Source organism: Rahnella rivi (assembly GCF_019049655.1).
Classification (GTDB): Bacteria; Pseudomonadota; Gammaproteobacteria; order Enterobacterales; family Enterobacteriaceae; genus Rahnella; species Rahnella rivi.
Map to the genome: position 1 here is coordinate 64,188 of NZ_JAFMOX010000048.1, position 22,299 is coordinate 86,486.

23 protein-coding genes are annotated in these 22,299 nt (G+C 49.5%); 9 read left to right on the forward strand and 14 right to left on the reverse strand.

The features are described 5' to 3' along the window. Positions 1-144 precede the first annotated feature (144 nt). The 10 genes from J1779_RS04855 to J1779_RS04900 all read right to left on the reverse strand — a co-directional run bounded on the left by J1779_RS04855 (position 145) and on the right by J1779_RS04900 (position 7,842). Positions 145-1,851, reverse strand: coding sequence for a P-loop NTPase fold protein (locus J1779_RS04855; RefSeq protein WP_217202995.1), 1,707 nt, complete (start codon positions 1,849-1,851; stop codon positions 145-147). Positions 1,852-2,438: 587 nt separating this feature from the next. Continuing rightward, positions 2,439-2,978, reverse strand: a complete 540-nt coding sequence (locus J1779_RS04860; RefSeq protein ID WP_217202996.1) for a GNAT family N-acetyltransferase — start codon at positions 2,976-2,978, stop codon at positions 2,439-2,441. Then, positions 2,962-3,267, reverse strand: a complete 306-nt coding sequence (locus J1779_RS04865; RefSeq protein ID WP_217202997.1) for a type II toxin-antitoxin system TacA family antitoxin — start codon at positions 3,265-3,267, stop codon at positions 2,962-2,964. Before J1779_RS04865 ends, J1779_RS04860 begins: the two co-directional genes overlap by 17 nt. 516 nt (positions 3,268-3,783) lie before the next feature. Continuing rightward, complete coding sequence (locus tag J1779_RS04870) at positions 3,784-6,075, reverse strand: replication endonuclease (RefSeq protein WP_217202998.1); 2,292 nt, start codon at positions 6,073-6,075, stop codon at positions 3,784-3,786. 2 nt (positions 6,076-6,077) lie between these two features. Then, a complete protein-coding gene (locus J1779_RS04875) occupies positions 6,078-6,356 on the reverse strand; it encodes a DUF5405 family protein (protein ID WP_238485068.1) in 279 nt (92 codons plus the stop codon). Positions 6,357-6,358: 2 nt separating this feature from the next. Continuing rightward, positions 6,359-6,577: a TraR/DksA family transcriptional regulator gene (locus J1779_RS04880; protein ID WP_217202999.1), complete on the reverse strand. Its 219-nt coding sequence runs from the start codon at positions 6,575-6,577 to the stop codon at positions 6,359-6,361. Next, positions 6,577-6,819, reverse strand: coding sequence for a DUF2732 family protein (locus J1779_RS04885; protein WP_217203000.1), 243 nt, complete (start codon positions 6,817-6,819; stop codon positions 6,577-6,579). The genes J1779_RS04880 and J1779_RS04885 overlap by 1 nt, the downstream gene beginning before the upstream one ends. Positions 6,820-6,880: 61 nt before the next feature. Next, positions 6,881-7,381 carry a replication protein B gene (locus tag J1779_RS04890; protein WP_217203001.1) on the reverse strand — a complete coding sequence of 167 codons (501 nt, stop codon included), beginning with the start codon at positions 7,379-7,381 and terminating at the stop codon, positions 6,881-6,883. After that, positions 7,378-7,557 (reverse strand): hypothetical protein, encoded by a 180-nt coding sequence (locus tag J1779_RS04895; protein WP_217203002.1) that lies wholly within the window; start codon positions 7,555-7,557, stop codon positions 7,378-7,380. The genes J1779_RS04890 and J1779_RS04895 overlap by 4 nt, the downstream gene beginning before the upstream one ends. Before the next feature lie 12 nt (positions 7,558-7,569). Then, positions 7,570-7,842 carry a Cox family DNA-binding protein gene (locus J1779_RS04900; RefSeq protein WP_217203003.1) on the reverse strand — a complete coding sequence of 91 codons (273 nt, stop codon included), beginning with the start codon at positions 7,840-7,842 and terminating at the stop codon, positions 7,570-7,572. A 109-nt stretch (positions 7,843-7,951) separates the two neighbouring features. Here J1779_RS04900 and J1779_RS04905 point away from each other — a divergent pair, with 109 nt between their 5' ends. Both J1779_RS04905 and J1779_RS04910 read left to right on the forward strand, forming a co-directional pair. Then, the gene (locus tag J1779_RS04905) at positions 7,952-8,251 is read left to right on the forward strand and encodes a helix-turn-helix transcriptional regulator (RefSeq protein WP_217203004.1); all 300 of its coding nucleotides are present in this window, start codon (positions 7,952-7,954) and stop codon (positions 8,249-8,251) included. Positions 8,252-8,326: 75 nt separating this feature from the next. Further along, on the forward strand, positions 8,327-9,310 hold the full coding sequence (locus J1779_RS04910) for a phage integrase (protein ID WP_217203005.1): 984 nt from the start codon (positions 8,327-8,329) through the stop codon (positions 9,308-9,310). Positions 9,311-9,455: 145 nt separating this feature from the next. Here J1779_RS04910 and hemY read toward each other — a convergent pair whose 3' ends face one another. Genes hemY through hemC form a run of 4 tightly spaced genes read right to left on the reverse strand, consistent with a single transcriptional unit; the run spans position 9,456 to position 13,508 of the window. Beyond that, complete coding sequence (gene hemY, locus J1779_RS04915; protein WP_056772290.1) at positions 9,456-10,652, reverse strand: protoheme IX biogenesis protein HemY; 1,197 nt, start codon at positions 10,650-10,652, stop codon at positions 9,456-9,458. A 3-nt stretch (positions 10,653-10,655) separates the two neighbouring features. Further along, positions 10,656-11,807 (reverse strand): uroporphyrinogen-III C-methyltransferase, encoded by a 1,152-nt coding sequence (hemX, locus tag J1779_RS04920; protein ID WP_056772286.1) that lies wholly within the window; start codon positions 11,805-11,807, stop codon positions 10,656-10,658. 13 nt (positions 11,808-11,820) lie between these two features. Continuing rightward, positions 11,821-12,570 carry a uroporphyrinogen-III synthase gene (gene hemD, locus J1779_RS04925; RefSeq protein WP_056772283.1) on the reverse strand — a complete coding sequence of 250 codons (750 nt, stop codon included), beginning with the start codon at positions 12,568-12,570 and terminating at the stop codon, positions 11,821-11,823. Further along, complete coding sequence (gene hemC / locus J1779_RS04930; protein ID WP_217203006.1) at positions 12,567-13,508, reverse strand: hydroxymethylbilane synthase; 942 nt, start codon at positions 13,506-13,508, stop codon at positions 12,567-12,569. Before hemC ends, hemD begins: the two co-directional genes overlap by 4 nt. A 330-nt stretch (positions 13,509-13,838) precedes the next feature. On the opposite strand from hemC, the gene J1779_RS04935 reads away from it, so the two are divergent. From J1779_RS04935 to uvrD, 7 genes are all read left to right on the forward strand, one after another. After that, a complete protein-coding gene (locus tag J1779_RS04935; protein ID WP_217203007.1) occupies positions 13,839-16,397 on the forward strand; it encodes a class I adenylate cyclase in 2,559 nt (852 codons plus the stop codon). Positions 16,398-16,555: 158 nt separating this feature from the next. Next, positions 16,556-16,759, forward strand: a complete 204-nt coding sequence (gene lptM, locus J1779_RS04940; protein ID WP_072158057.1) for an LPS translocon maturation chaperone LptM — start codon at positions 16,556-16,558, stop codon at positions 16,757-16,759. A 97-nt stretch (positions 16,760-16,856) separates the two neighbouring features. Then, complete coding sequence (dapF, locus tag J1779_RS04945) at positions 16,857-17,681, forward strand: diaminopimelate epimerase (RefSeq protein ID WP_056772273.1); 825 nt, start codon at positions 16,857-16,859, stop codon at positions 17,679-17,681. Further along, the gene (locus J1779_RS04950) at positions 17,678-18,382 is read left to right on the forward strand and encodes a DUF484 domain-containing protein (protein ID WP_056772269.1); all 705 of its coding nucleotides are present in this window, start codon (positions 17,678-17,680) and stop codon (positions 18,380-18,382) included. Before dapF ends, J1779_RS04950 begins: the two co-directional genes overlap by 4 nt. Further along, positions 18,379-19,290 carry a tyrosine recombinase XerC gene (gene xerC, locus J1779_RS04955; protein WP_136374663.1) on the forward strand — a complete coding sequence of 304 codons (912 nt, stop codon included), beginning with the start codon at positions 18,379-18,381 and terminating at the stop codon, positions 19,288-19,290. Before J1779_RS04950 ends, xerC begins: the two co-directional genes overlap by 4 nt. Continuing rightward, positions 19,290-20,006: a 5-amino-6-(5-phospho-D-ribitylamino)uracil phosphatase YigB gene (gene yigB / locus J1779_RS04960; RefSeq protein ID WP_217203008.1), complete on the forward strand. Its 717-nt coding sequence runs from the start codon at positions 19,290-19,292 to the stop codon at positions 20,004-20,006. The genes xerC and yigB overlap by 1 nt, the downstream gene beginning before the upstream one ends. A 97-nt stretch (positions 20,007-20,103) precedes the next feature. Beyond that, positions 20,104-22,266, forward strand: coding sequence for a DNA helicase II (gene uvrD / locus J1779_RS04965; RefSeq protein WP_217203009.1), 2,163 nt, complete (start codon positions 20,104-20,106; stop codon positions 22,264-22,266). The last annotated feature ends 33 nt before the right edge of the window (positions 22,267-22,299 follow it).

A 22,299-nucleotide genomic window follows, 5' to 3' on the forward strand; every position in this document is an offset into this window, starting at 1 on the left:
TAAAAATCAACAAGTTGTTACAGTGCGTAAGTGAAAAGGTATCTAGCGAGGACAATGAAAAATATTTTACGGCCATTGAAAAGTCAGCCTCTGTATGTTTATTTTTTATTATATACAGAGGCAATTCCTTAATTTCATGTATATTCAATTTACTTTTATAATGTGCCTCACTCTTAAATTGTTTAAAGTAGATATTTTTGATATTCTTCGTAGCGCACCTTTTGCTTTCTCAGTTATTTGTATTTGTTCGGGGCTAGGGTTAGTTAATCCATCGAATTTTAATAAGCCATGCCGTATTAAATTCATGGTGTCAATTTCACAACTAATTATCCATTGATAATAGTCATCCTCAGAAAATGAATTAAGCGCGATAATATCCCTGCCATTATATGAGTCATTAGAACTAAAGCGAATTAGTATATTTTCTATTGAGGGGCTATCCTGCAATGAAGAGATTCTTCTACTTATTGCTTCATCTAGCTTATCGAATCCAGAATGTAAGTCTGACCACGTAGTTTTACTTAACCCAACCTTGCTAAGGTCACCTTGTGGGAAAGCTTCAGAAACAAATTTTTCTATATAATGATCACAATTCTTACCTAATGACTCTAGCATATCCATAAAATTACCTAGTCGGTTAACAGGAATCACATGAAGATTTTCGTTTAATAAAGATTCAATTTCAGAAATGAAAAAATCATCATTATCTTCAAAAGACTCAGTGTAAATGGACCATATTTTATTCATTTTATTATTTAGCTCTATATTAGAGTATTCATTATTTTTTGATTTTATAATTTCATTCATTTCATTGTTAGGGTTTATAAAACCATTTCTAAGATAAAGATCAATCTCATTGTCGAAACTTTGACCACTCGCATCGTATGTGACATCAAGTTTATCAATAAATTTTTGCACTGGTTTTTTCTCTTCTTCTTCGATATCCAATAGCCTAATTAATCCCGCATTCAATTCTTGTTTGAAGTCATCGTAAGTAACATTTTCAACGCCAGAGTAATATACCAAAGAAAATAAGGTTGCTCTATTTACGAAGTCCTGCTTAACACCCTCAACTGCATTATTTAGGTATACATCAAAGGTGCCAAGTAAGAGCTTTATTTTTCTAATTATTCGTAAGTTTACTATATTTAAGTCTTGTGCTACTTTCTGAATTCGCAGTAAGTTTTTATCTTTTCTAAAAAACACTTTTTCTAAATTATCATAAACAGAAGGTATATACATTACTTCAAGATCAACTACTTTCTCACGGTATTCGGAAAATTGTTTCTCTTGCAAATCGTCATGTAGATTCCTTTCGTTAAATATCAGGATGATTTTGCAGTTTTTTTTCCTTGCCAATTCGTCTACCAGGCCCATGAGCTCTTTTATTTCTAAAGATTTTCCTTTTCTTTCCAAGTCATCAAAGCAGATGATATAGTCCTTAATAAAGCCATATTCCAATGCAGAAATTAAGGAACTAGCTCTAAACCCAAAAGATGTATTATCGAAATATTTAATTATAAACTTTGAGCCACGATTGTATTTTGCAAATGCTTTTATTCTTGGCAAGAACTTGCCATTAATATCTTTATCTTGTCCATTCATTACTTCTTTATATTTATGCATGTCAATAGGTGTTGCATAGTGGAATATTTCCTTCTTAATGTCATTAATAGAGTTTTTCCCAAAAAGAGACACATAGGAATACGCTATTTTATTCAGTTGTTTTTTTTGGTTGAGGTGATAGTTTTCCCAAAAAAAGGTTTTGCCTACACCCCAATCTCCTTTTATTACAATAACCCTATCTTCTGATTGAAAAAATAAATCTAATGTTTTTACTAAATCTTCCATTCTCATTCCTTTTAACAATATAATTTATGCTTTGCATATTAAGAAAAAACCATTGATCATCAAGGGTGTTTTTTTCTAGGCTTTATTTCATAATATAGTGCATTGCTCATCTGATTAATTAAATAACACTATAAATAGCTTAAGCCAATATGAAAAAAATTATCGTAATTTAATTCTCCTAGTCAGTGCTCCTGTCTTTAAATTCTCTCATATGTACATCGTTCGATTCTGACTATCAGATTAAGTATATTTCTGAGCCAAAAGTGTCACTTGGCTTCAAAACTGTTACATCTTAACAAGTGTAATGAGAACCTCTACATGCAACTTGCTACACTCATGTTCAACTAAGTGATACGATACAACGAAGGCTCGCTCAGGTTCAGAATGAATATAAAAAAGTGTATTTGCGCGCAATGCTATCCCCGCCACGCCTGCCCGCTTTATATGTCGCTTTTTATGCAGTTGCCTGATCCGCCGAGAACCGCACCAATACAGGCGCGGCGCGGTGTTTAATAATTTTTAGAAAAAATGCGAATCCATGCACCATGAATGCAAAAAGAAAAACCCGCCGAAGCGGGTCTTTTTTACTATGCAGCAGCAAGGATGTGCTGAATAGCCAGAAACATCGGAACCGCCCCATAAGCATTAGGTGGTTCATTAAGTTCCACAAACCCTAAGCGCGCATAGAAATTAATCGCTGCGGGATCTGCATCCAGATACACTCCCTTGATTGGAAGTGATTCGTGGATAATTTTTACTTGCTCAAAAAACTCAAAGAGCAAATCTTGCCCATAGCCTTTATTTTGTTCATTAGTGGCTACGCCTAACATAATCAGACGCACAACACTTATGTCATTAGGCATTGACCCTGTTACCACTCCCGATAACTTGGCTTTATCGAGAGAATACCCAGAGAAGGTACACACACCTAACAATTCGCCCGTTGTAGCGTCAATCAGCGCTTTGGCAGCACAATAGCCATCTTTAACGCTTTTCTTTAACGAGTTACGCACATAAGAGTTGATCACTGCGTTGCCGCAATCGAAATTCTTATTACCCGGATAAGTGATGTCTGCCTGATAAGCGCAGAACATCACATCTTGCTGTTGATCACTTTTTGCCACCATCTTTCTTTCTCCTCATTAACGCTTGTAAAGCCAGCGTTGGCGCAGCAGGTTCAGAAAGGAGTTGATTTACTTGTTGCCAACTTTGGGAAGAAAGCTGTCTACGACGCTGGTTATCCAGCACACTTTCCGCTCGTTCCAAAGCCGCACTCAAGATAAATGCACTCAAATCCAATCCCGCAGCCGCAGCCGCTTCACGAAGCACATCTTTTAGGTCAGGACTTGTTTTAAGCTCTACTCGAGCATTTTTCACATACCGAACATCTGTAGGAAATTCAGTTACTTTTGACATATTCGCTACCTCGTTTTCGCTTTTAATTTACCAACACCTCCTTATTCAAGTGTTATGACAGTTTTATAAACCTACTAAAATTCAGCGCTTTAGATTGGTTTCTCATTTAATGCTCCACTTAACTTAGTTTTTATTGGCGTGTTTCTTACGCCGTCTCATTTAAACCGTTTGATAAAACGGTAAGCAGTTCTATAGATAAATTGTCATACGGCTATTAACCGTATGAGGTTAATCTACCCGTTCTAAACCTCTCCGTCAAGCCATACGGCTAATAACCGTATGGTGACATCTGAACGGACGAATGAAGACTTAAACGCCCAAATCATCCCCCTCTTTGATGCCATCGATTTTCTTAATGTTGTCCCTGACCATTTCGGAGCAAGTGACGAGGTGGTCAGGCGTAATGCCTGATTTGATAATCAGCTTATGCAGCTGATTAACTACATCAATCAAACTCTCTCGCTCTACTGGTCGTGGAAAAGGAATGCATCTCACAGTGAACATCTCCAATGTTGTTTAGCAATCAAAACCCGGCCACTCAACCGGGCACGAATATGAGTATTTATTATCATCAAACATTACTTCCGCCCCGCGAGCCAGTACCTCAAGCTCCCACCGTTCAGGGGTAATACCGTTTTGTTCTAAATCTCTCGCAATTTGCGGCATTCTTTCGCGTTCTCGCCGCGTCATGCGTGCAGATGGTGCGCAATCTCGCGCTTTTGACGGATTGAATGTGTGCTGATGGTGATTAACCTTTGAGACTTGCCCTTTTAAAGTGTCTCTTAGCACCTTGGCAACATCCGGCTCATTCCAACTCACAGCGCCGGTCTCTATAAGATTTATCACCGCAGCAGTGTACTCAGGAGGTGTGGCAGGCAATAACTGTCCGGCTCCAGTCTCGACCTCCCCACAGTTATTGACAGGACTCCAAGGCGCGCCGGAGGCGCTTATTAAATTCAAAGGATGAACAGCAACGTCAACGGCCTTAGAGACAATGCGCCATTGTGTTGTACGGGTTTCATGGATATGGCCAGCGCCAAGATGCGGGGCATAAATACCGATGACCTTCTGGATCTCTTCGTCATATTCGTTGAGCTCATCAACAACATGCCGAGCAGTTCTGACGGTTTGCATATCACGCGGTACGTTTGCTCCACCCTGTGCCGAAATATATGCAGCAAAATCGCCCGTATCGGCTGCTGCGCGGGCAGCTTCGACCAATTCGTCAAACTCATTGGCGATACTCACACCACGCGGTAAACGACGCAGTTCGCGATAGGCTCCCATGGTAGGAACGCCGATAGATTTAAACTGGGGGATGCGCCAAGTAGAAGCCCATGCGGTAACTGCTGCGGCCGTTTCAGATAATGGGCGTCCTGTGTCGTGATCCAGTTCGCCATCAAGGGCGTAACCATCAATGTTTTTCGCAATATATTTAGCGATGTAACTTGCTGCACCGCCTTTATTCATGTGCTTACACTGAAAACGCTGTTTTTGAGCGCCGCGCTCTTGGCCGTCTTCTTTTAGTGCATAACGACGCATGATATCGACAGCCGCCTGACGCTGCGCACGGTCGCAGAACAGCATCATGTGCCAGTGGGGCGTGGCGTCGTGGTGCGGTTCAACAACGCGCATACCATAAACACGGATACCGGCATCCTTGAACGCCGTGCGCATTTTGCTCCAGATTTTCACCAGATAGCGCTGGCCATCTTTTGGTGAAAACGCCGCATCATCCCACTTGTGATTAAAATTAACTTGGCGCTTTTCTTTTGCTCCGACCTGACGTGTAGGGTGATATTTAGACGGCGTAGTGATGGTGGTAAACATACCGATATGTCCCACGCTCGCTGCATACTTTTCTATTCCTGCAATGGTGCTCATCAGTTCCATACGGCGGATTTCAGGGTTAGAAATACTCCCCATGACTTTATCAATCAGGTCGATGCGCTCGCCGGTTTCGACGTTCTCCAAATCGCAGGATTTCAGATATTCCATTGCGGCCAAGCGGCGCGCACGAACATCGCGAATGGCTTGTTTGCTGGCATAGCCTGACTTTTGCAGATTGACCTCACCAACGGCAATCAGCAGTGCTTCACGCCACTGCATCCGCTGCGCTTTGAACTGGCGAACCCACCATTCGTCATTTACCAGTCGCGCAATACTGGAGAACGCTGCGCGCATGTTCATTTTGCGCTTACAATATTTTTTCCAGTGTAAAGGGCGGACATTAAAGTGACGGGCAATCCCGGCAATCTGCCCGTATATTTCTTGCTGTGCCCGATCAGTAAATAGTGCTGATTGCTCGCCATCGTGCTGGGCAATGTACTGATCGCTTAAATCTTCGTATTCGGTAAATAGCCGTGATGATATCTGCATGGACAGCTGCTTAAGTTCGCGGTCATTCATGCCCGGCAACTGACGATAGATTTCGGCCTGTTCGCTAAATAATTGCAACGCTCTACCGTCGAATTCCTTCGCGAATTTATGGTTAACAATCTCAATGCGTGGCCAGATGCGTGGCATAAAAACGTTAAACAGGAAACGATGCGCGGTCAGCAAGCCGGAGGTTTTACGTAGATACTCATGACGACCGGCAAAGATGCCGCTCAGAAAATGAGGAAGGGAATGAATTTTATTTAAAATCGCTTGCCCCTGATGGAATTCATCACGGGTAAGCGGTCTTTCTTTGCCGATAGCTTCTTTTGGCGCATTCCAAGAGTAGACACCAACAAATTTAATTTTGTTGGTGTTGTTAATTTTTGGCGGCGGCGAGGGGGCGACGCGCCCCCTTGTAATTAACTGCATTATTATTTATTCACCGAGGCAGCGGAAAACGCCTCTTGGCAAATTTCACCAATACTTTCTATAGATGAAGCAAGCTCTGAAATGGTTTTCACTTTTGACGCGCGAATATCAAAGTGAATAAGGCCACCCACCAACTGCTCAATCTTTGAGTAATAACCAACAGACTCTAAATACTCCTGACCTTTCTTTTCTCCAGAAAGAACCACTTTCTTTTTATTCAATATAAACTGTAATGAGTCACTGGTTATTACCCAAGAGTCTCCCACTTCAATACGAATCATAATTAGCTCCTATAGTGCTTCTGTTTCTGCTCGGTGATTTCTTGGCAAGATACACAACGCACCACGCCGGGGAACGCTGCGCGACGTGCCTCTGGGATTGGCTGGTCGCAGTCTTCGCAGACAGAGGCAGAAACTCCACTATTATTGATTCGATGTGCAGCAACCTGATTAGCCAAAACATCGAGATTTCTTTCTTGTATTGAATCCATTAAATCTGGCATTAAATAACCTCGTGATTTTCTAATCCTACATTATGAAAACGAATAGACTCTTGTTGGAGAAGCTCTAATATCTCCACCTTATTCAAATCATCTTTTATTGCGTGACTGATTAACGCATCAAGATGCGATGAGAAAATAACAGCTGCATCGTTACGTGCTTCATTGCGCGCCTGTTGTAACATCCAATCGTTCGCTTCGCTGGCTGCTTTATTTCTCATTTCTTGGCCAACTGTTAAAGCCATTTCTTTAACTCCAGACAAAAAGAAACCCTACGCCGTCAAGCGCACTATTTAAATTAAACTATTAGTGAAGGTAAGTTTCTGGACGAACCGATGTTAATACAGTCGGGGCATTTTCAAACAAGCTGAATAACTCCCGTAATGCCCGGAATAAATCCTCCCGCCAAGTACACGCTTTATCATCAATACGCCAATGCGGCATGCTGAATTCTTCGGATGTTAAACCAGCGTGTAAATATAAAGTCCGGCGTTCGCTAATACTCAGACGAGATATAAAGCGGGTTTTCGTCATTCCAACACTGCGGAATTTATCAAAAGCACAACGCAACTCATCAATAGCACAAACAATAAGCTCGCGGTCAGCTTCATTCATTTCTTCCAAATTCATAACTGAATGAGACTGTTTTAATTGAGCGTGAAAACACACCGTCAGCCGTTCGCGCTCTGTCATCCGGTTGTAAAGCTCACACGTTTTCATCCAGCGAGTCTGCGCGAGACGCTCGCCGACAACACGGCGCAAACCCTGCGGCTGTTTCATAACTAATGCTGCTGTGATTACTGTCATTTCAAGCCTCCCGTAATGCGTTTGAGAAAGTTGCGAAGACCAATAAACTTAGCGAAGCGACGATGCTGGCAAATGATGACACCCTGACGACCTTTGCCATGAGTGATTGTGAAATCAATAGGGCTTGTTGTTTGATGATTTCTGAGCATTTTCGCTATACAAGTACCGTTAGTCATAGTCAATTTCCCTCAGTTTGGTTGACCGAGGCCAAGCCACATTAGCCAGCCGTCGCGAATTTCTTTAGGGCGGCTTTCAAAGGCTAATTTCATGCCTGCATTCCATGCCGGTAGGTAAACCCAAGATTCCCCGCGGGCGGTTGGATTCTCGGGATTTCGCATTTCAACGATTGGTAATTTGCCTTTTTCAATCATCCCTTTCACCGCTTCGGGTGTTTTTCCAATTGCCTTAGCAAATTCGGGATAAGGCAGCACATCACTGACACTTACGATTTGTTTGTTCATCTGCTAACCTCTTTGGTGGTTCCGTCAATGGCTTGTAATTGCTTCCAGTAATTTGTAGCTTTCGGTTTCATTAATCAATTTCGGATTAAAATAACGAGGTATCGATAACGTGTCAACTTCCATAGCAGACAAGATCAAGCTTATTCGCGAGTCAGAAAGGCTTAATCGCAAGCAACTAGCTGAAATTGTTGATATTCCCTATTCATCGCTTTCTTACTATGAATCTGGGAGAACAACACCTGATGTCACGGTTGTTATGAAATTGCTTAACCACGCAAGATTTAAGAAGTATTTGATGTGGTTTATGTCAGAGGAGATTGCGCCTGAAGCCGGCCAGATTGCGCCGGTTCTCGCACACTTTGGGCAGGCCGAAACAACCTCGCAGCACTCAGACCAAAAGACTGGCTAACGCTTCACAACGAGTTTATTTGTTACATAGAGTGTCAAAGTATTTGTAACGATTGCAAAATCGGAGGGCTTCAATATGTCGATTAAGAAGCTTGACGATGGTCGCTATGAAGTGGACATAAGACCGCAGGGGCGCAATGGAAAGCGCATCCGGCGTAAGTTCGACCGCAAACATGAAGCGGTAGCATACGAAAAATATGTCGCGGTTAATTACCACGATAAAGAATGGTTATCTAAACCAGCAGATAAACGATCACTTTCAGAACTAATTGATTTGTGGTGGTTGTACTGCGGTAAACATTCGAAGTATGGAGCTCAGGACAAGGTCAAGCTTGAATTTATAAACAAGCATCTTGATGACCCTTGTGCATTCCAATTAGATAAAAATGCCATAACCAGATTTAGAGCTAAACGCTTAGCGAGCGGGGTTAAAGCCTCGACTGTAAATCGTAATCTCATCGTCTTAGGCGGGCTTTTCACTTTCCTTATCGATGGTGGTTTCTATCACGGCGAACATCCAATCCGCGGTATAGGAAAACTAAAGGAATCTGAAACAGCTATGTCATTTATGTCTAATGACGAAATAGCCAAAATGTTGGCATTGCTTAAAGGCGATAACAGGCTGATCGCGATAATGTGTTTAAGCACTGGAGGGCGTTGGGGTGAGGTTGCGAATCTTAAAGCCGAACACGTTGTGAAAAATCGGGTAACGTTCGTTGAGACGAAAGCTGGCAAGAAACGTTCCGTTCCAATCTCGCAAAGCGTTGCTGACGACACGATAAAGCGTGACTCAGGACTTTTATTTCCAAAAGCCGACTATCACCAGTTCAGAGAGCTGTTGAGGGAAGTTAAACCTGATCTCCCAAAGGGGCAGTCTTTACATGTTTTACGCCATACCTTTGCCACTCATTTCATGATGAATGGGGGGAATATTATTACCTTGCAACGGATATTAGGGCATTCATCAATACAGCAAACAATGGTGTATGCGCACTTTTCACCAGACTTTTTGCAGGATGCAATTACCTTTAATCCGTTAAAGGGTAATGCCAGCTTATAGCGTCCACATCTTGACCACACTACAGGTGCTTGAGGTCGATTATAGTTGCCTGTAGTGTCGATTAACTTATTGATTTTATTGCTGTGACTAGGTGCGGCGCCACAAAAAAAGGCTCCCGAAGGAGCCTTAACAGACAGCAAGATTATTACGGTTGCTGCGAATTGTTCAGGGTTAACATCAGCCCTGCACGGCGCATCTCCGCCGCTTCAGCCGGTTTATGAAGCTTATCCAACGCATCTGCCAGCCAGGCGTAATCATACGCATCAGGACGCTGTTTCAGCGCTTCACGGAAGGCCTCGCTCGCTTGTTGCCATTCCCCGTGCTTCATCAGCAACTGACCGAGCGTGCTGCTTAGCAATGGCGATGTGCCATTTTGCTTGATCAAATTCCGTAATGTTTTTTCCAGCTGCTCCGGATCGCCGGAACGCAGTTTCGGCATCAGTGCGATCAGACGTTCGTCATACTGGCGTTTCAGCCCGTCGAGAATCACTTCCTGCGCCAGATCCTGATCGTTACATTCAATCAGATGCGTCGCCATTGCCACCTGAAGGGCTACTTCATGGCGGGTTTTACGGTTTTGGTCTTTCCACCAGCGCTTCAGGCCATCGCTGCCTTCTTCCGCCATCAGCTGGTTCATCATGCCGATATAAGCCTGCTCCTGCAGGACGCGGATTTCGTCATCGGTATGAATATCCGCTTTCGCCATAGAAGGCAGAATCTCCAGCAATGACCCGTAGGCACCGGTACGCAGAAATGCCTGTTCTGCCAGACGTAAGATCTCCGGATGGCGCGGCGACTGGCCGAGCAAACGATCCACGCCATGGCGTGCAGCGTGGATTTCGCCCTGCGCCAGCTGGATGCGTACGCGGGTGATGTCCACCGGCATCTGGTCGGTATCCGCAATTTCAGCAGCACGTTCCAGATACTGATTGGTGCGAATGGTATCACCACGCTGTTGCGCCGCCTCTGCTGCCAGCAGGTAGTTCACCACCGGCTGATCGGCATGGTCAGCATTACGCGCCAGCAATTTCTCCATTTTGCGGTGATCGCCTTCTGCCAGTTTGAGCATGGCTTCTTTGGTTTGCTTACGCGCTTTAGAACTTTTACGCCCGGCAAACCAGCCGCGTGTGCGTGCGCCGGTGCGCAGAACGCGCCGCAGGATCCATTCGATAAAGAACAGCACCAGAACCAGAACGATCAGCATAATCACTAAGCCGGTCACGCTGGTTTCAATGTTGTAGTTATCGGTCTGGATCAGCACATAACCCTGATGACCGGCCAGCATCGGGCCGACGATAATCCCGGCAAACACAATCAGGAATAACACGAAAACTCGTAACATGCGTTATTCCCCCTGCGTTGCGGCGGCGGGCTGCTGAAGCAGGTTACGCACGCGGGTTTGCATCAGTTTTTCCAGCATCGGCTGGCTTTTCAGCTGATCAGGCACGTCCATCGAAATGGATTGCTGGCTGAGATTGTCCAGCTCCTCGAGGAAGGCTTTGGTCGAAGGGTCTGTGGTATCAAAGTACGCCCGTACCCATGTCGATACGCTCTCCAGCGACTGTTTGTACACTTCATCCTGATGGCGCGGTACGGCCTGTGCGGCAATCAGCAGTCTTGAGCGGATGTTCTCACGCAGGTAGACGTCCTGATTAGGTGCCAGCAGGGGTTCTGCGGTGGAATCACGACGACGGATGGTGATGAAATCATCCATAAAGTTGTGCCAGCTTTTGGTCAGGTTCTGACGCCATTCGGTCAGTGAACCAGAAAGACTGGTGCTGTCGCTGTCCATCGGCGAATCGTCATTATCATTGTCGGCCAGACGCAGGTTATCCACCTGATTAGACAGCTGGTTGAGTTTCAAAATGATGCCGTCGAAATCAATCTGCGTTACCGCAGACAGGCTGCTGACGTCTTCATTCAGTGCGCGACGCACGTCGATCAGGCTTGGATCATTCATATCTGCCAGGCTGGCATCCGCGCTTTTCAGCAGCGCTGCGGCCGTGGTGACATCCTGATCGCTCCACAATTTGCGGCCCGCCAGTTTCACCAGATAATCAGCCTGAGCCAGTAACCAGGTTTTGGCATCGCTGCCGGAAATGCTGGCGACTTTATCCTGGAGTTCATTCAGCTGACGGCCAAATGAGGCCTGCTGACGATCGGCGGTTTGCTGGTTTTTATCCTGTTGAGCCAACAAGGTCGCGATTTGCTGTTTGTCCTGTTGCTGGCTTTTTTGCAGGGCGTCGAGTTGTTCAGAAAGTGCTTCATCAGAAGCGGCTTTGGCCAGCGCCTGCTGGTGCCCGTGATAGTAAAGACCGGCGCCAAGCGCGATCACTAACACAATGGCGATAGCGCCTAATACCGGTGCGGTACGCTGTTTTTTACGCAACGTCTTCAGCTCCTGATCCCGTACGGAAGCATCTGGCTGGGGGCTCTCAACCGCCGGGGCGATAACAATCTCATCATCCGGTACGGAAGGATTTTTTTGTTCCGTCATTTTGGCACATCCCTTAGTCAGGTAATTGTAATGCGCGAATCAGCGCATCATTGTCTGCATTCTCGGCAACCCGAATAGCGTGCCAGCCGAGCTGGCGGGCAAGGGTTGCCAAACGTTCGCTGACCACCACCAGGCTACAGCGCAGTAACCATGAATGTCGGTAGTAATCAGGAACTAACTGGTACAGCTGTTGCAGCATTTCGCCGCTGGTGACCACCAGCGTATCTACGCCGGCGCGTTGCCAGACGGCGCTTTGCTCACTGGCATCGTAGTGAATCGGGCTGCGTTGATAACACTCGCAGTACGACACTTCAACACCGCGTTCAGTCAGCGTTTCCGCCAGCTTTTCGCGCCCGCCGTTGCCGCGCAGTATCAGCGCTTTCTTGCCCTGAATGCGTTGCAATGACGGGAGATTCAGTAATGTCTCGCTGGTTTCGCTGTCCTGAGGATAGAGAACCGGCAGACTGCTGGCACGATGGAACAGCAGGCCCGTCGTACGGCCAATCGCGTAATAACAAAGTGTGTCCGGCCAGCGGGTAGCAGACTGTCGTAATGCGCGATCGGCGTAATTCACGGCATGTTGTGAAAGCACAAACACCAGATCCTGCTGATCTAATGAGGATAGCAGGTTCGGCAGCGATGCGAGTTGGTTCCCCGGCGCAAATTCAATGAGCGGAGAATGGAAGGCGACCCGGCCCAGAGCGCGCAGCCGACTGACCAGCGTTTCTCCTGCCGGAGAAGGACGGGTTACCAGAATGGTCATTTTGGTGCGTTCCCCTGATAGACCTCTTGCAGAATTTCACGCGCGCCATTCGCCAGCAATTCATCCGCCAGATCAATGCCCATGCTTTCTGCATTGGCTGCCGGGCCGCGACGTTCGCCGCACACCATCTGACTGCCGTCCGGCGCGCCAACCAGTGCGCGTAACCACAGCTCGTCGCCGTCGAGTTCGGCATAGCTGCCAATAGGCACCTGACATCCGCCTTCGAGACGCATATTCATGGCGCGTTCCGCCTGAACGCGCAAGGTCGTTTCACGGTGCGCCAGAGGAGCAAGCAATTCGCGGGTGAAATGATCGTCGAGACGGCATTCAATACCGACAGCACCTTGTCCAACCGCAGGCAGACACTCTTCCGGCGTCAGCGCAGTACGGATACGGCTCTCCAGGCCAAGGCGTTTCAGCCCGGCGACCGCCAGAATAATGGCATCATAATCGCCGTTATCCAGTTTGGATAAACGCGTACCGACGTTGCCGCGTAAATCGCGGATGTGCAGATCGGGACGTTGCTGACGCAACTGACACTGGCGGCGCAGGCTTGAGGTCCCGACCACGCTGCCGTGCGGTAACTCGGCCAGACTGGCGTAGTGATTGGAGACGAACGCATCGCGCGGGTCTTCACGTTCACAAATGGTCACCAGACCTAAGCCTTCAGGGAATTCTACCGGTACATCTTTCATGGAATGTACGGCAATATCCGCGCGGCCATCGAGCATCGCCAGCTCAAGTTCTTTTACAAACAAACCTTTGCCGCCCACTTTGGCCAGAGGAGTATCTAAAATGATATCGCCTTTCGTGACCATAGGAACCAGTTCGACCTGCAAACCGGGATGACAAGCCATTAACTGAGTTTGAACATATTGTGCCTGCCACAGAGCCAGCGGGCTCTGGCGGGTGGCAATTCGAATGATTTTGTCTAACATTTTTGTTACCGTTTATCTGTCTCTGTGACCATCCTACCACTGACAATAGAAAGCTGTCAGCGTAAGAAGCCATTCGTAAAAGAAGGGTAACGGTCGTAAAGGAGATTTGTTCTGTTTGACGGCAAACGGTAAAATCCAGAGAAGCGGAAGAGTAATTGTGGTGCGTTACTTTCTTTACGGTCAATCAGCAAGGTGTTAAATTGATCACGTTTCCAGCAATAATTCGTCAACTATTTGCACAATCGCGGTTGTTCAAAGCATAAGCATCACGATAAATGACGGATTTGGAACGGGGTTCTTTCCAGACACTGAATAATCAGGCGAAACGTCTTGTACCTCTACATCGAGACACTGAAGCAAAGATTGGATGCGATCAACCAGTTACGAGTCGATCGTGCACTGGCGGCAATGGGTCCTGCGTTTCAACAGGTCTACACGTTGCTTCCCGTCTTTCTACATCATCATCACCCTCTGATACCGGGATACCTTGAAGGTAAGGTTCCGCATGGTATCTGCCTTTTCACGCCTGATGACTCTCAAAAAAACTATCTGACTGACCTCGAAGACAAATGGGGCAGCGCGCTTGAGCCTCTGGCGAAAGGCGAATTGCCGATCACCGGCGTCTATTCGATGGGCAGCACCTCATCTATTGGCCAGAGTCAGAGTTCCGATCTGGATATCTGGGTCTGCCATCAGTCCTGGCTTGATAATGAAGAACGCAACCGCTTACAGCAGAAATGCAGCCTGTTGGAAAAATGGGCTGCCTCGCTGGGCGTGGAAGTCAGCTTCTTCCTGATCGACGAAAACCGTTTCCGCCACAATGAAAGTGGCAGTCTGGGCGGTGAGGATTGCGGTTCCACTCAGTACATCTTATTGCTTGATGAATTCTACCGTACCGCGGTGCGGATGGGCGGTAAGCGTATTCTGTGGAATATGGTGCCGGGTGAAGAAGAAGCGCATTACGATGAATACGTGCTTTCGCTTTACGCGCAGGGTGCGCTGACGCCAAATGAATGGCTCGATCTTGGCGGGCTCAGTACCCTGTCGGCGGAAGAGTATTTCGGCGCCAGCCTGTGGCAGCTGTATAAAAGCATCGATTCGCCCTACAAAGCCGTGCTGAAAACCCTGCTGCTGGAAGCCTATTCCTGGGAATATCCTCAAACGCAGTTACTGGCAATGGACATCAAACAGCGTCTGCATCAGGGGGAAATCGTCTGCTTCGGGCTTGATTCCTATTGTATGATGCTCGACCGCGTGACCCGTTACCTGACCCAGATTGAAGATACGACCCGCCTTGATTTAGTCCGCCGCTGTTTCTATTTAAAAGTCTGCGAAAAACTCTCCCGCGCCCGTGCGTCGGTGGGCTGGCGTCGTGAAATTCTCAGCCAGCTGGTGGCGGAATGGGGTTGGGACGAAGAGCGTCTGGCGATTCTGGATAACCGGGCGAACTGGAAAATCGAACGGGTGCGCGAAGCTCACAACGAATTGCTCGATGCGATGATGCAAAGTTATCGCAATCTGATCCGCTTTGCCCGCCGCAACAATTTAAGCGTCAGTGCCAGCCCGCAGGATATTGGCGTGCTGACCCGTAAGTTGTACGCCGCCTTCGAAGCGCTGCCGGGAAAAGTCACGCTGGTTAACCCGCAGATTTCGCCCGACCTGTCAGAGAACGATTTAACCTTTATTCACGTGCCGATTGGCCGCGCCAACCGCACGGGCTGGTATCTGTATAATCAGTCGCCGTCGATGGAATCGATCGTCAGTCATCAGCCGCTGGAATATAACCGTTACCTGAATAAACTGGTGGCATGGGCCTATTTCAATGGCCTGCTGACCTCCACTACGCGGCTGCACATTAAAAGTGGCGGCCTGTGTGATATCGCCAAATTGCGCGAGCTGGTGGCGGATGTTTCACACAACTTCCCGCTGCGTTTAGCGGCGCCGACGCCGAAAGCGTTGTACAGCCCGTGTGAAATCCGGCATCTGGCGATTATCGTCAACCTTGAGCATGATCCGACTGCCGCCTTCCGTAATCAGGTTGTGCATTTTGATTTCCGTAAGCTGGATGTCTTCAGCTTTGGGCAGAATCAGGAATGCATGGTGGGCAGCATTGATCTGCTTTATCGCAACTCGTGGAATGAAGTGCGAACACTGCATTTCAGCGGCGAGCAGGCGGTTCTTGAAGCGCTGAAAACCATTCTGGGCAAAATGCATCAGGACGCTGCGCCGCCGGAGTCCGTGGAAGTGTTCTGCTACAGCCAGCATCTGCGCGGTCTTATCCGCACGCGTATTCAGCAACTGGTCACCGAGTGCATCGAGCTGCGTCTGTCGAGCAAACGCCTCGAACCGGGCCGGTTCAAAGCCGTGCGCGTTGCCGGGCAAACCTGGGGTCTGTTCTTCGAGCGCCTGAGCGTGTCGGTGCAGAAGCTGGAAAATGCGATTGAATTCTATGGTGCGATTTCTAACAACAAGCTGCACGGTTTATCCGTGAAGTTACAGACCGATCAGGCGCACCTGCCGGCGGTGATTGATGGTTATGCCAGTGAAGGGATCATTCAGTTCTTCTTTGAAGACAGCTCAGACGATATCGGCTTTAACATCTATATTCTCGATGAGTCGAACCGCGTCGAGGTTTATCACCATTGCGAAGGCAGCAAAGAAGACCTGGTACGTGACGTCAGCCGTTTCTATTCGTCCTCCCATGATCGTTTCACTTACGGCTCCAGCTTTATTAACTTCAACTTGCCGCAGTTCTACCAGATTGTGTCGCTCGACGATCGTATTCAGGTGATCCCTTTTCGCAGCAATGCGTTATCCGCAGTCTGCGCTCCCCCGCCCGAGAGCGAGATCGAACCTTCGCGGCTGAAACAGCAATTCCAGCTGCATTAGAAAAGCGTGATGTACCGCCTGCACGCGGCAGATTCTCTGGCTTTCCTTCTCTTTAAATCCTGAAAGTGTGCCTGCGGGTTTTGTCGATTCCTGTTGCTTTTCATGATCCACCTGCGATTATAGAGGCCTTGGTCGCATGAATTACGGGCATTCATAAAATGAAAAACGCTTTACGCTGGTCTCTGGCCGCGACGATATTATTTTCTCTCTCCGGTTGCGGACTGAAAGGGCCGTTGTATTTCCCGCCTGCGGATAAATCTTCTACGCAGAAAACCAGTCAGGTTCCGGGAACCAGCAACGACGGTTCTTCGCAGCAAAAAGGTGTATCACCAGAAAACCTCTCGACGAATTCCAGAGATTAATCAGCCTGCGGGCTAAGGTTCCGGCAGTTTTCTGCCGGGTCCACATTATGAAGGGATCATCGCGACTGGATTTGACCAGCGGTAAACGGAGTCAGTTATGCAGTTCTCCAAAATGCACGGTCTGGGCAACGACTTTATGGTTGTTGACGCCGTGACTCAAAATGTCTATTTCTCCCCTGAGTTGATCCGCCGTTTGTCCGATCGCCATCGTGGCGTAGGTTTTGACCAGCTGCTGGTGGTAGAGCCACCTTACGATCCTGAATTAGATTTTCATTACCGCATCTTCAACGCTGACGGCAGCGAAGTTGCGCAGTGCGGCAATGGCGCGCGTTGTTTCGCCCGCTTTGTCCGTATCAAAGGTTTGACCAACAAACGTGATATCCGCGTCAGTACACAGACCGGCCGCATGACGCTGACCGTCACCGAAGATGAAACCGTGCAGGTGAACATGGGCGAACCTGTTTTCGAACCGCAGCAGGTGCCTTTCCGCGCGGCGAAACCGGAAAAGACCTATATTCTGCGGGCTGAAGAGCGCACAGTATTTTGCGGTGTTGTCTCGATGGGTAACCCGCACTGCGTATTGCAGGTTGAAGACGTACTGACAGCGGAAGTGGAGCTGCTCGGGCCAATACTTGAAAGCCATGAGCGTTTCCCGGAGCGCGTGAACGTAGGATTCATGCAGATAATCAGCCCGGAAAGCGTGAAACTGCGCGTGTACGAGCGTGGTGCAGGAGAAACACAGGCGTGCGGAAGCGGTGCCTGTGCTGCGGTCGCTATCGGGATTCAGCAAGGTTTACTTGCAGAGGAAGTACAGGTGGAACTGCCGGGAGGCAGCCTCGATATTCGCTGGCAAGGGCCGGGTCATCCGCTGTATATGACCGGACCTGCCACTCATGTTTACGACGGATTTATTCATCTATGAACAATCTTGATGACCAGATTGACCCGGTGATAGCACTCGACGACGACAGCGTGATGCAGTATCTGCTGCAAAACCCGGATTTCTTTATTCGCAATGCGCGCAGCGTCGAGCAAATGCACGTACCGCATCCGGTGAAAGGCAGCACTTCGCTGGTGGAGTGGCAACTCGGGCGTCAGCGTCATCAGATTGCTCAGCTTGAAGAAGAGATTACGCTGCTGATGGAGCAGGCCTCGATCAATGAATCCCTTTTCGGGCGAATGATCGAACTCCAGGCCACGCTCGCCGCCGCCAGCGGTTTGCAGGATATGCTGAACCGCCTGCAACGCTGGGCCCGTACGCTCGGCCTGGCGGGGGCTAACGTGCGCCTGTTCGGCGAGAGCTGGCGCATTGGCGCGCCGTCTGACTTTACTCATCTGGCCGTCAGTCGCAGCGCGTTCGAATCCATGCGCATTCAGCGGCTGGGTGAAACGCCGCATTATCTCGGCAGCCTGAACGGCCCGGAATTACTGCTGCTTTTACCGCAAGCAAAAGCGGTCGGTTCAGTCGCGTTATCGCTGATGGGCGAACAGGGTGAACTGGGCGTGCTGATTTTCAGCAGCCGCGACCCGCAACATTATCAGCCTGGCATGGGCACCGTGTTGCTCGACCAGCTGGCAAAAATGTTGCCCGGTTTACTGGAACGCTGGATCGAACGGGTATGAATCATACCGAATCGCCTCTGTATCCCGCAGTCGAGGCGTTTCTGCGTTATCTGCACGTCGAGCGTCAGCTCAGTCCGCTGACCTCCACCAATTACAGCCGTCAGTTAGATGCGCTGATCGCGATGGCCGCTGAAATCGGTGTTTCCGACTGGCAACAGCTTGACGCGCCCAAAGTCCGCATGCTGCTGGCGCGCAGCAAACGCGCAGGGTTAGGCCCGGCGAGTCTGGCGCTGCGGATGTCTTCGCTGCGCAGTCTTCTGGACTGGCTGGTACGTCAGGGCGTCCTGAGCGCCAATCCCGCGAAAGGCATCTCAACGCCGCGGTCCCCCAAGCATCTGCCAAAAAATCTCGACGTCGATGAAGTGAATAAGCTGCTGGAAATCAATCTCGACGATCCGCTTTCCGTCCGCGACCGCGCAATGCTCGAAGTGATGTACGGCGCCGGGATCCGCTTATCGGAACTGGTCGGCATCGACTGCAAACACGTCGATATGGCATCCGGTGAAGTCCGCGTGCTGGGGAAAGGCAGCAAAGAGCGTAAAGTGCCGATTGGCCGTACCGCGGTCACCTGGCTCGAACACTGGCTGGCGCGCCGCCCGCTGTTTGGTCCGCAGGACGACGCGATGTTTTTATCCAGTAAAGGCAACCGCATTTCAGCGCGAAACGTCCAGAAACGCTTTGCTGAGTGGGGCGTCAAACAGGGTGTGAACAGCCACATTAATCCGCATAAATTGCGGCACTCCTTTGCGACGCACGTTCTGGAATCGAGTGGCGATCTGCGAGCCGTGCAGGAATTGCTGGGTCACGCGAATCTGTCCACGACCCAGATCTATACCCACCTCGACTTTCAACATTTGGCGACGGTATACGATGCCGCCCATCCCCGCGCAAAACGAGGCAAAACCTGATGAAGTTCTATCGGCCGCTGAAACGCATTGAAGCGATCACTTTCGATTTAGACGATACGCTGTACGACAACTACGACGTTATCCGCCGTACCGATACTGAAACCCTGAAGTCTATTCAGGGCTTTCACCCCGCGCTGGCAGACATGTCGCCGGATGCGATCCGTCAGATGCGTACAGAATTACTGGCGCAGGACGCTGAGATTTATCACGACGTGACCGAATGGCGACGTCAGGCGGTGCATCTGGCCATGACCCGTGCGGGCCTGAGTGATGACGATGCGAAGCATGGCACTAAAGTGGCGATGGAAACCTTCGCGAAATGGCGCAGCCGGATTTATGTTCCCGGCGAAAACCATGACGCACTGGCGGCGCTGGCCGAACGCTGGCCTTTAGTGGCGATCACAAACGGCAATGCCGATCCGCACGCCTGCGGTCTGGCGCAGTATTTCCAGTTCACCTTGCGCGCGGGCGATCATGGCCGGGCAAAACCTTACGCCGACATGTATAAAAAGGCGTCGATGAAACTCGATATCCCGCTGGAAAATATTCTGCATGTGGGAGACGATCTCACCACCGACGTGGCGGGTTCCGTGGCCTGCGGGATGCAGGCGTGCTGGATAAATCTGCGTGAAGGCAACCTGATGCACGTCCGCGATGCCCGTCTGTTACCGCATATTGAGATTTCGCAGTTGGCATCGCTGACAGCATTGCTATAATCCCTTCATTAAATACTCTGTATAAATTCACAGTAGAAAAGCGTTCACGGCGACATTGATCGCGTGAGTGCTTTTCTCATTCTGACAAACGGTGCCTATGGACGTTTCTGACCTGCTCGACAGCCTCAATGAAAAACAACGTGAAGCCGTGGCCGCGCCGCGCAGCAATCTGTTGGTGCTGGCCGGGGCAGGCAGTGGCAAAACCCGCGTACTGGTTCACCGTATTGCGTGGCTGCTGTCGGTGGAGAATTGCTCGCCGTATTCGATAATGGCCGTCACCTTTACCAACAAAGCGGCGGCGGAAATGCGCCACCGTATCGATCAGCTGATCGGCACCAGTCAGGGCGGCATGTGGATCGGTACTTTCCACGGGCTTGCACACCGTTTACTGCGTGCGCATCATCTGGATGCCAAACTGCCGCAGGATTTCCAGATCCTCGACAGCGACGACCAGATGCGTCTGATAAAACGTCTGATCAAAGCGCTGAACATCGACGATAAACAATGGCCGCCGCGTCAGGCCATGTGGTACATCAACGGTAAAAAAGATGAAGGTCTGCGCCCGCAGCACGTCGAAACCTATAACAACCCGATTGAAGCGACCTGGTTGCGGATTTATCAGGCCTATCAGGAAGCCTGCGACCGCGCCGGGCTGGTGGATTTCGCCGAGCTGTTATTGCGCGCCCATGAGCTTTGGCTCAACAAGCCGCATATCCTGCAACATTACCGCGAACGCTTTACCAACCTGATGGTGGACGAGTTCCAGGACACCAACAGCATTCAGTACGCGTGGATCCGCCTGCTGGCAGGCGACAACAATAACGTGATGATCGTCGGCGACGATGACCAGTCTATCTACGGCTGGCGCGGTGCGCAGGTCGAAAATATTCAGCGCTTCCTGAAAGATTTCCCGAATGCGGAAACTATCCGTCTGGAGCAGAATTACCGCTCCACCAGCACCATTCTGAAAGCCGCCAACTCGCTGATTGAAAACAACAGCGGCCGTATGGGCAAAAACCTGTGGACCGAAGACGGCGAGGGCGAGCCGATTTCCCTCTATTGCGCGTTCAATGAGCTGGATGAATCGCGCTTTGTGGTTAACCGCATCAAAACCTGGCAGGACAACGGCGGCGCGCTGAAAGATTGCGCCATTCTTTACCGCAGCAACGCCCAGTCGCGTGTGCTGGAAGAAGCGTTATTGCAGATGGCGATGCCGTACCGCATTTACGGCGGTCAGCGATTCTTCGATCGTCAGGAAATCAAAGACGCACTGGCCTATTTGCGCCTGATGGCGAACCGCAATGACGATGCTGCCTTTGAACGCGTGGTGAATACCCCGACGCGCGGCATTGGCGACCGGACGCTTGACGTGGTGCGGCATACCGCGCGTGACCGTCAGCTGACGATGTGGCAGGCAACGCGTGCCTTGTTGCAGGACAAAGCCCTGGCGGGCCGTGCAGCCTCTTCGCTGCAACGCTTTACCGAACTGGTGGATGCGCTGGCACATGAAACCGCCGATATGCCGCTGCACGTGCAGACTGACCGGGTGATTAAAGATTCCGGCCTGTTCATCATGTATGAGCAGGAAAAGGGCGAGAAAGGGCAGGCACGTATCGAAAACTTAGAGGAACTGGTGACGGCAACGCGTCAGTTCAGCTATCAGGATGAAGACGAAGATCTGATGCCGTTGCAGGCGTTCCTGTCTCATGCCGCGCTGGAAGCGGGCGAAGGTCAGGCCGATGCGAATCAGGATGCTGCACAACTGATGACGCTGCACTCAGCCAAAGGGCTGGAGTTCCCGCAGGTCTTTATCGTCGGTATGGAAGAGGGCATGTTCCCGAGCCAGATGTCGCTGGAAGAAAGTGGCCGTCTGGAAGAAGAACGCCGTCTTGCCTATGTGGGCGTAACCCGCGCCATGCAAAAACTGACCCTGACCTACGCCGAAACCCGACGTTTGTACGGCAAGGAAGTGTCGCACCGTCCTTCACGTTTTGTCGGTGAACTGCCCGAGGACTGCGTAGAGGAAGTACGAATGCGGGCTAACGTCTCGCGCCCGATGAGCAACCGCAGCGTCGGCACGCCGACCAGCGTCAGCGACACCGGTTTCAAACTTGGCCAGCGCGTGGTGCATCCTAAATTCGGTGAAGGCACCATCGTCAATATGGAAGGCAGCGGCGAACACAGCCGTCTGCAAGTCGCATTCCCGGGGGAAGGGATTAAGTGGCTGGTCGCCGCTTATGCTCGCCTCGAAGTCGTTTGATTTTTAACTCCTCTCCCTTTGCAGGGGGAGGAG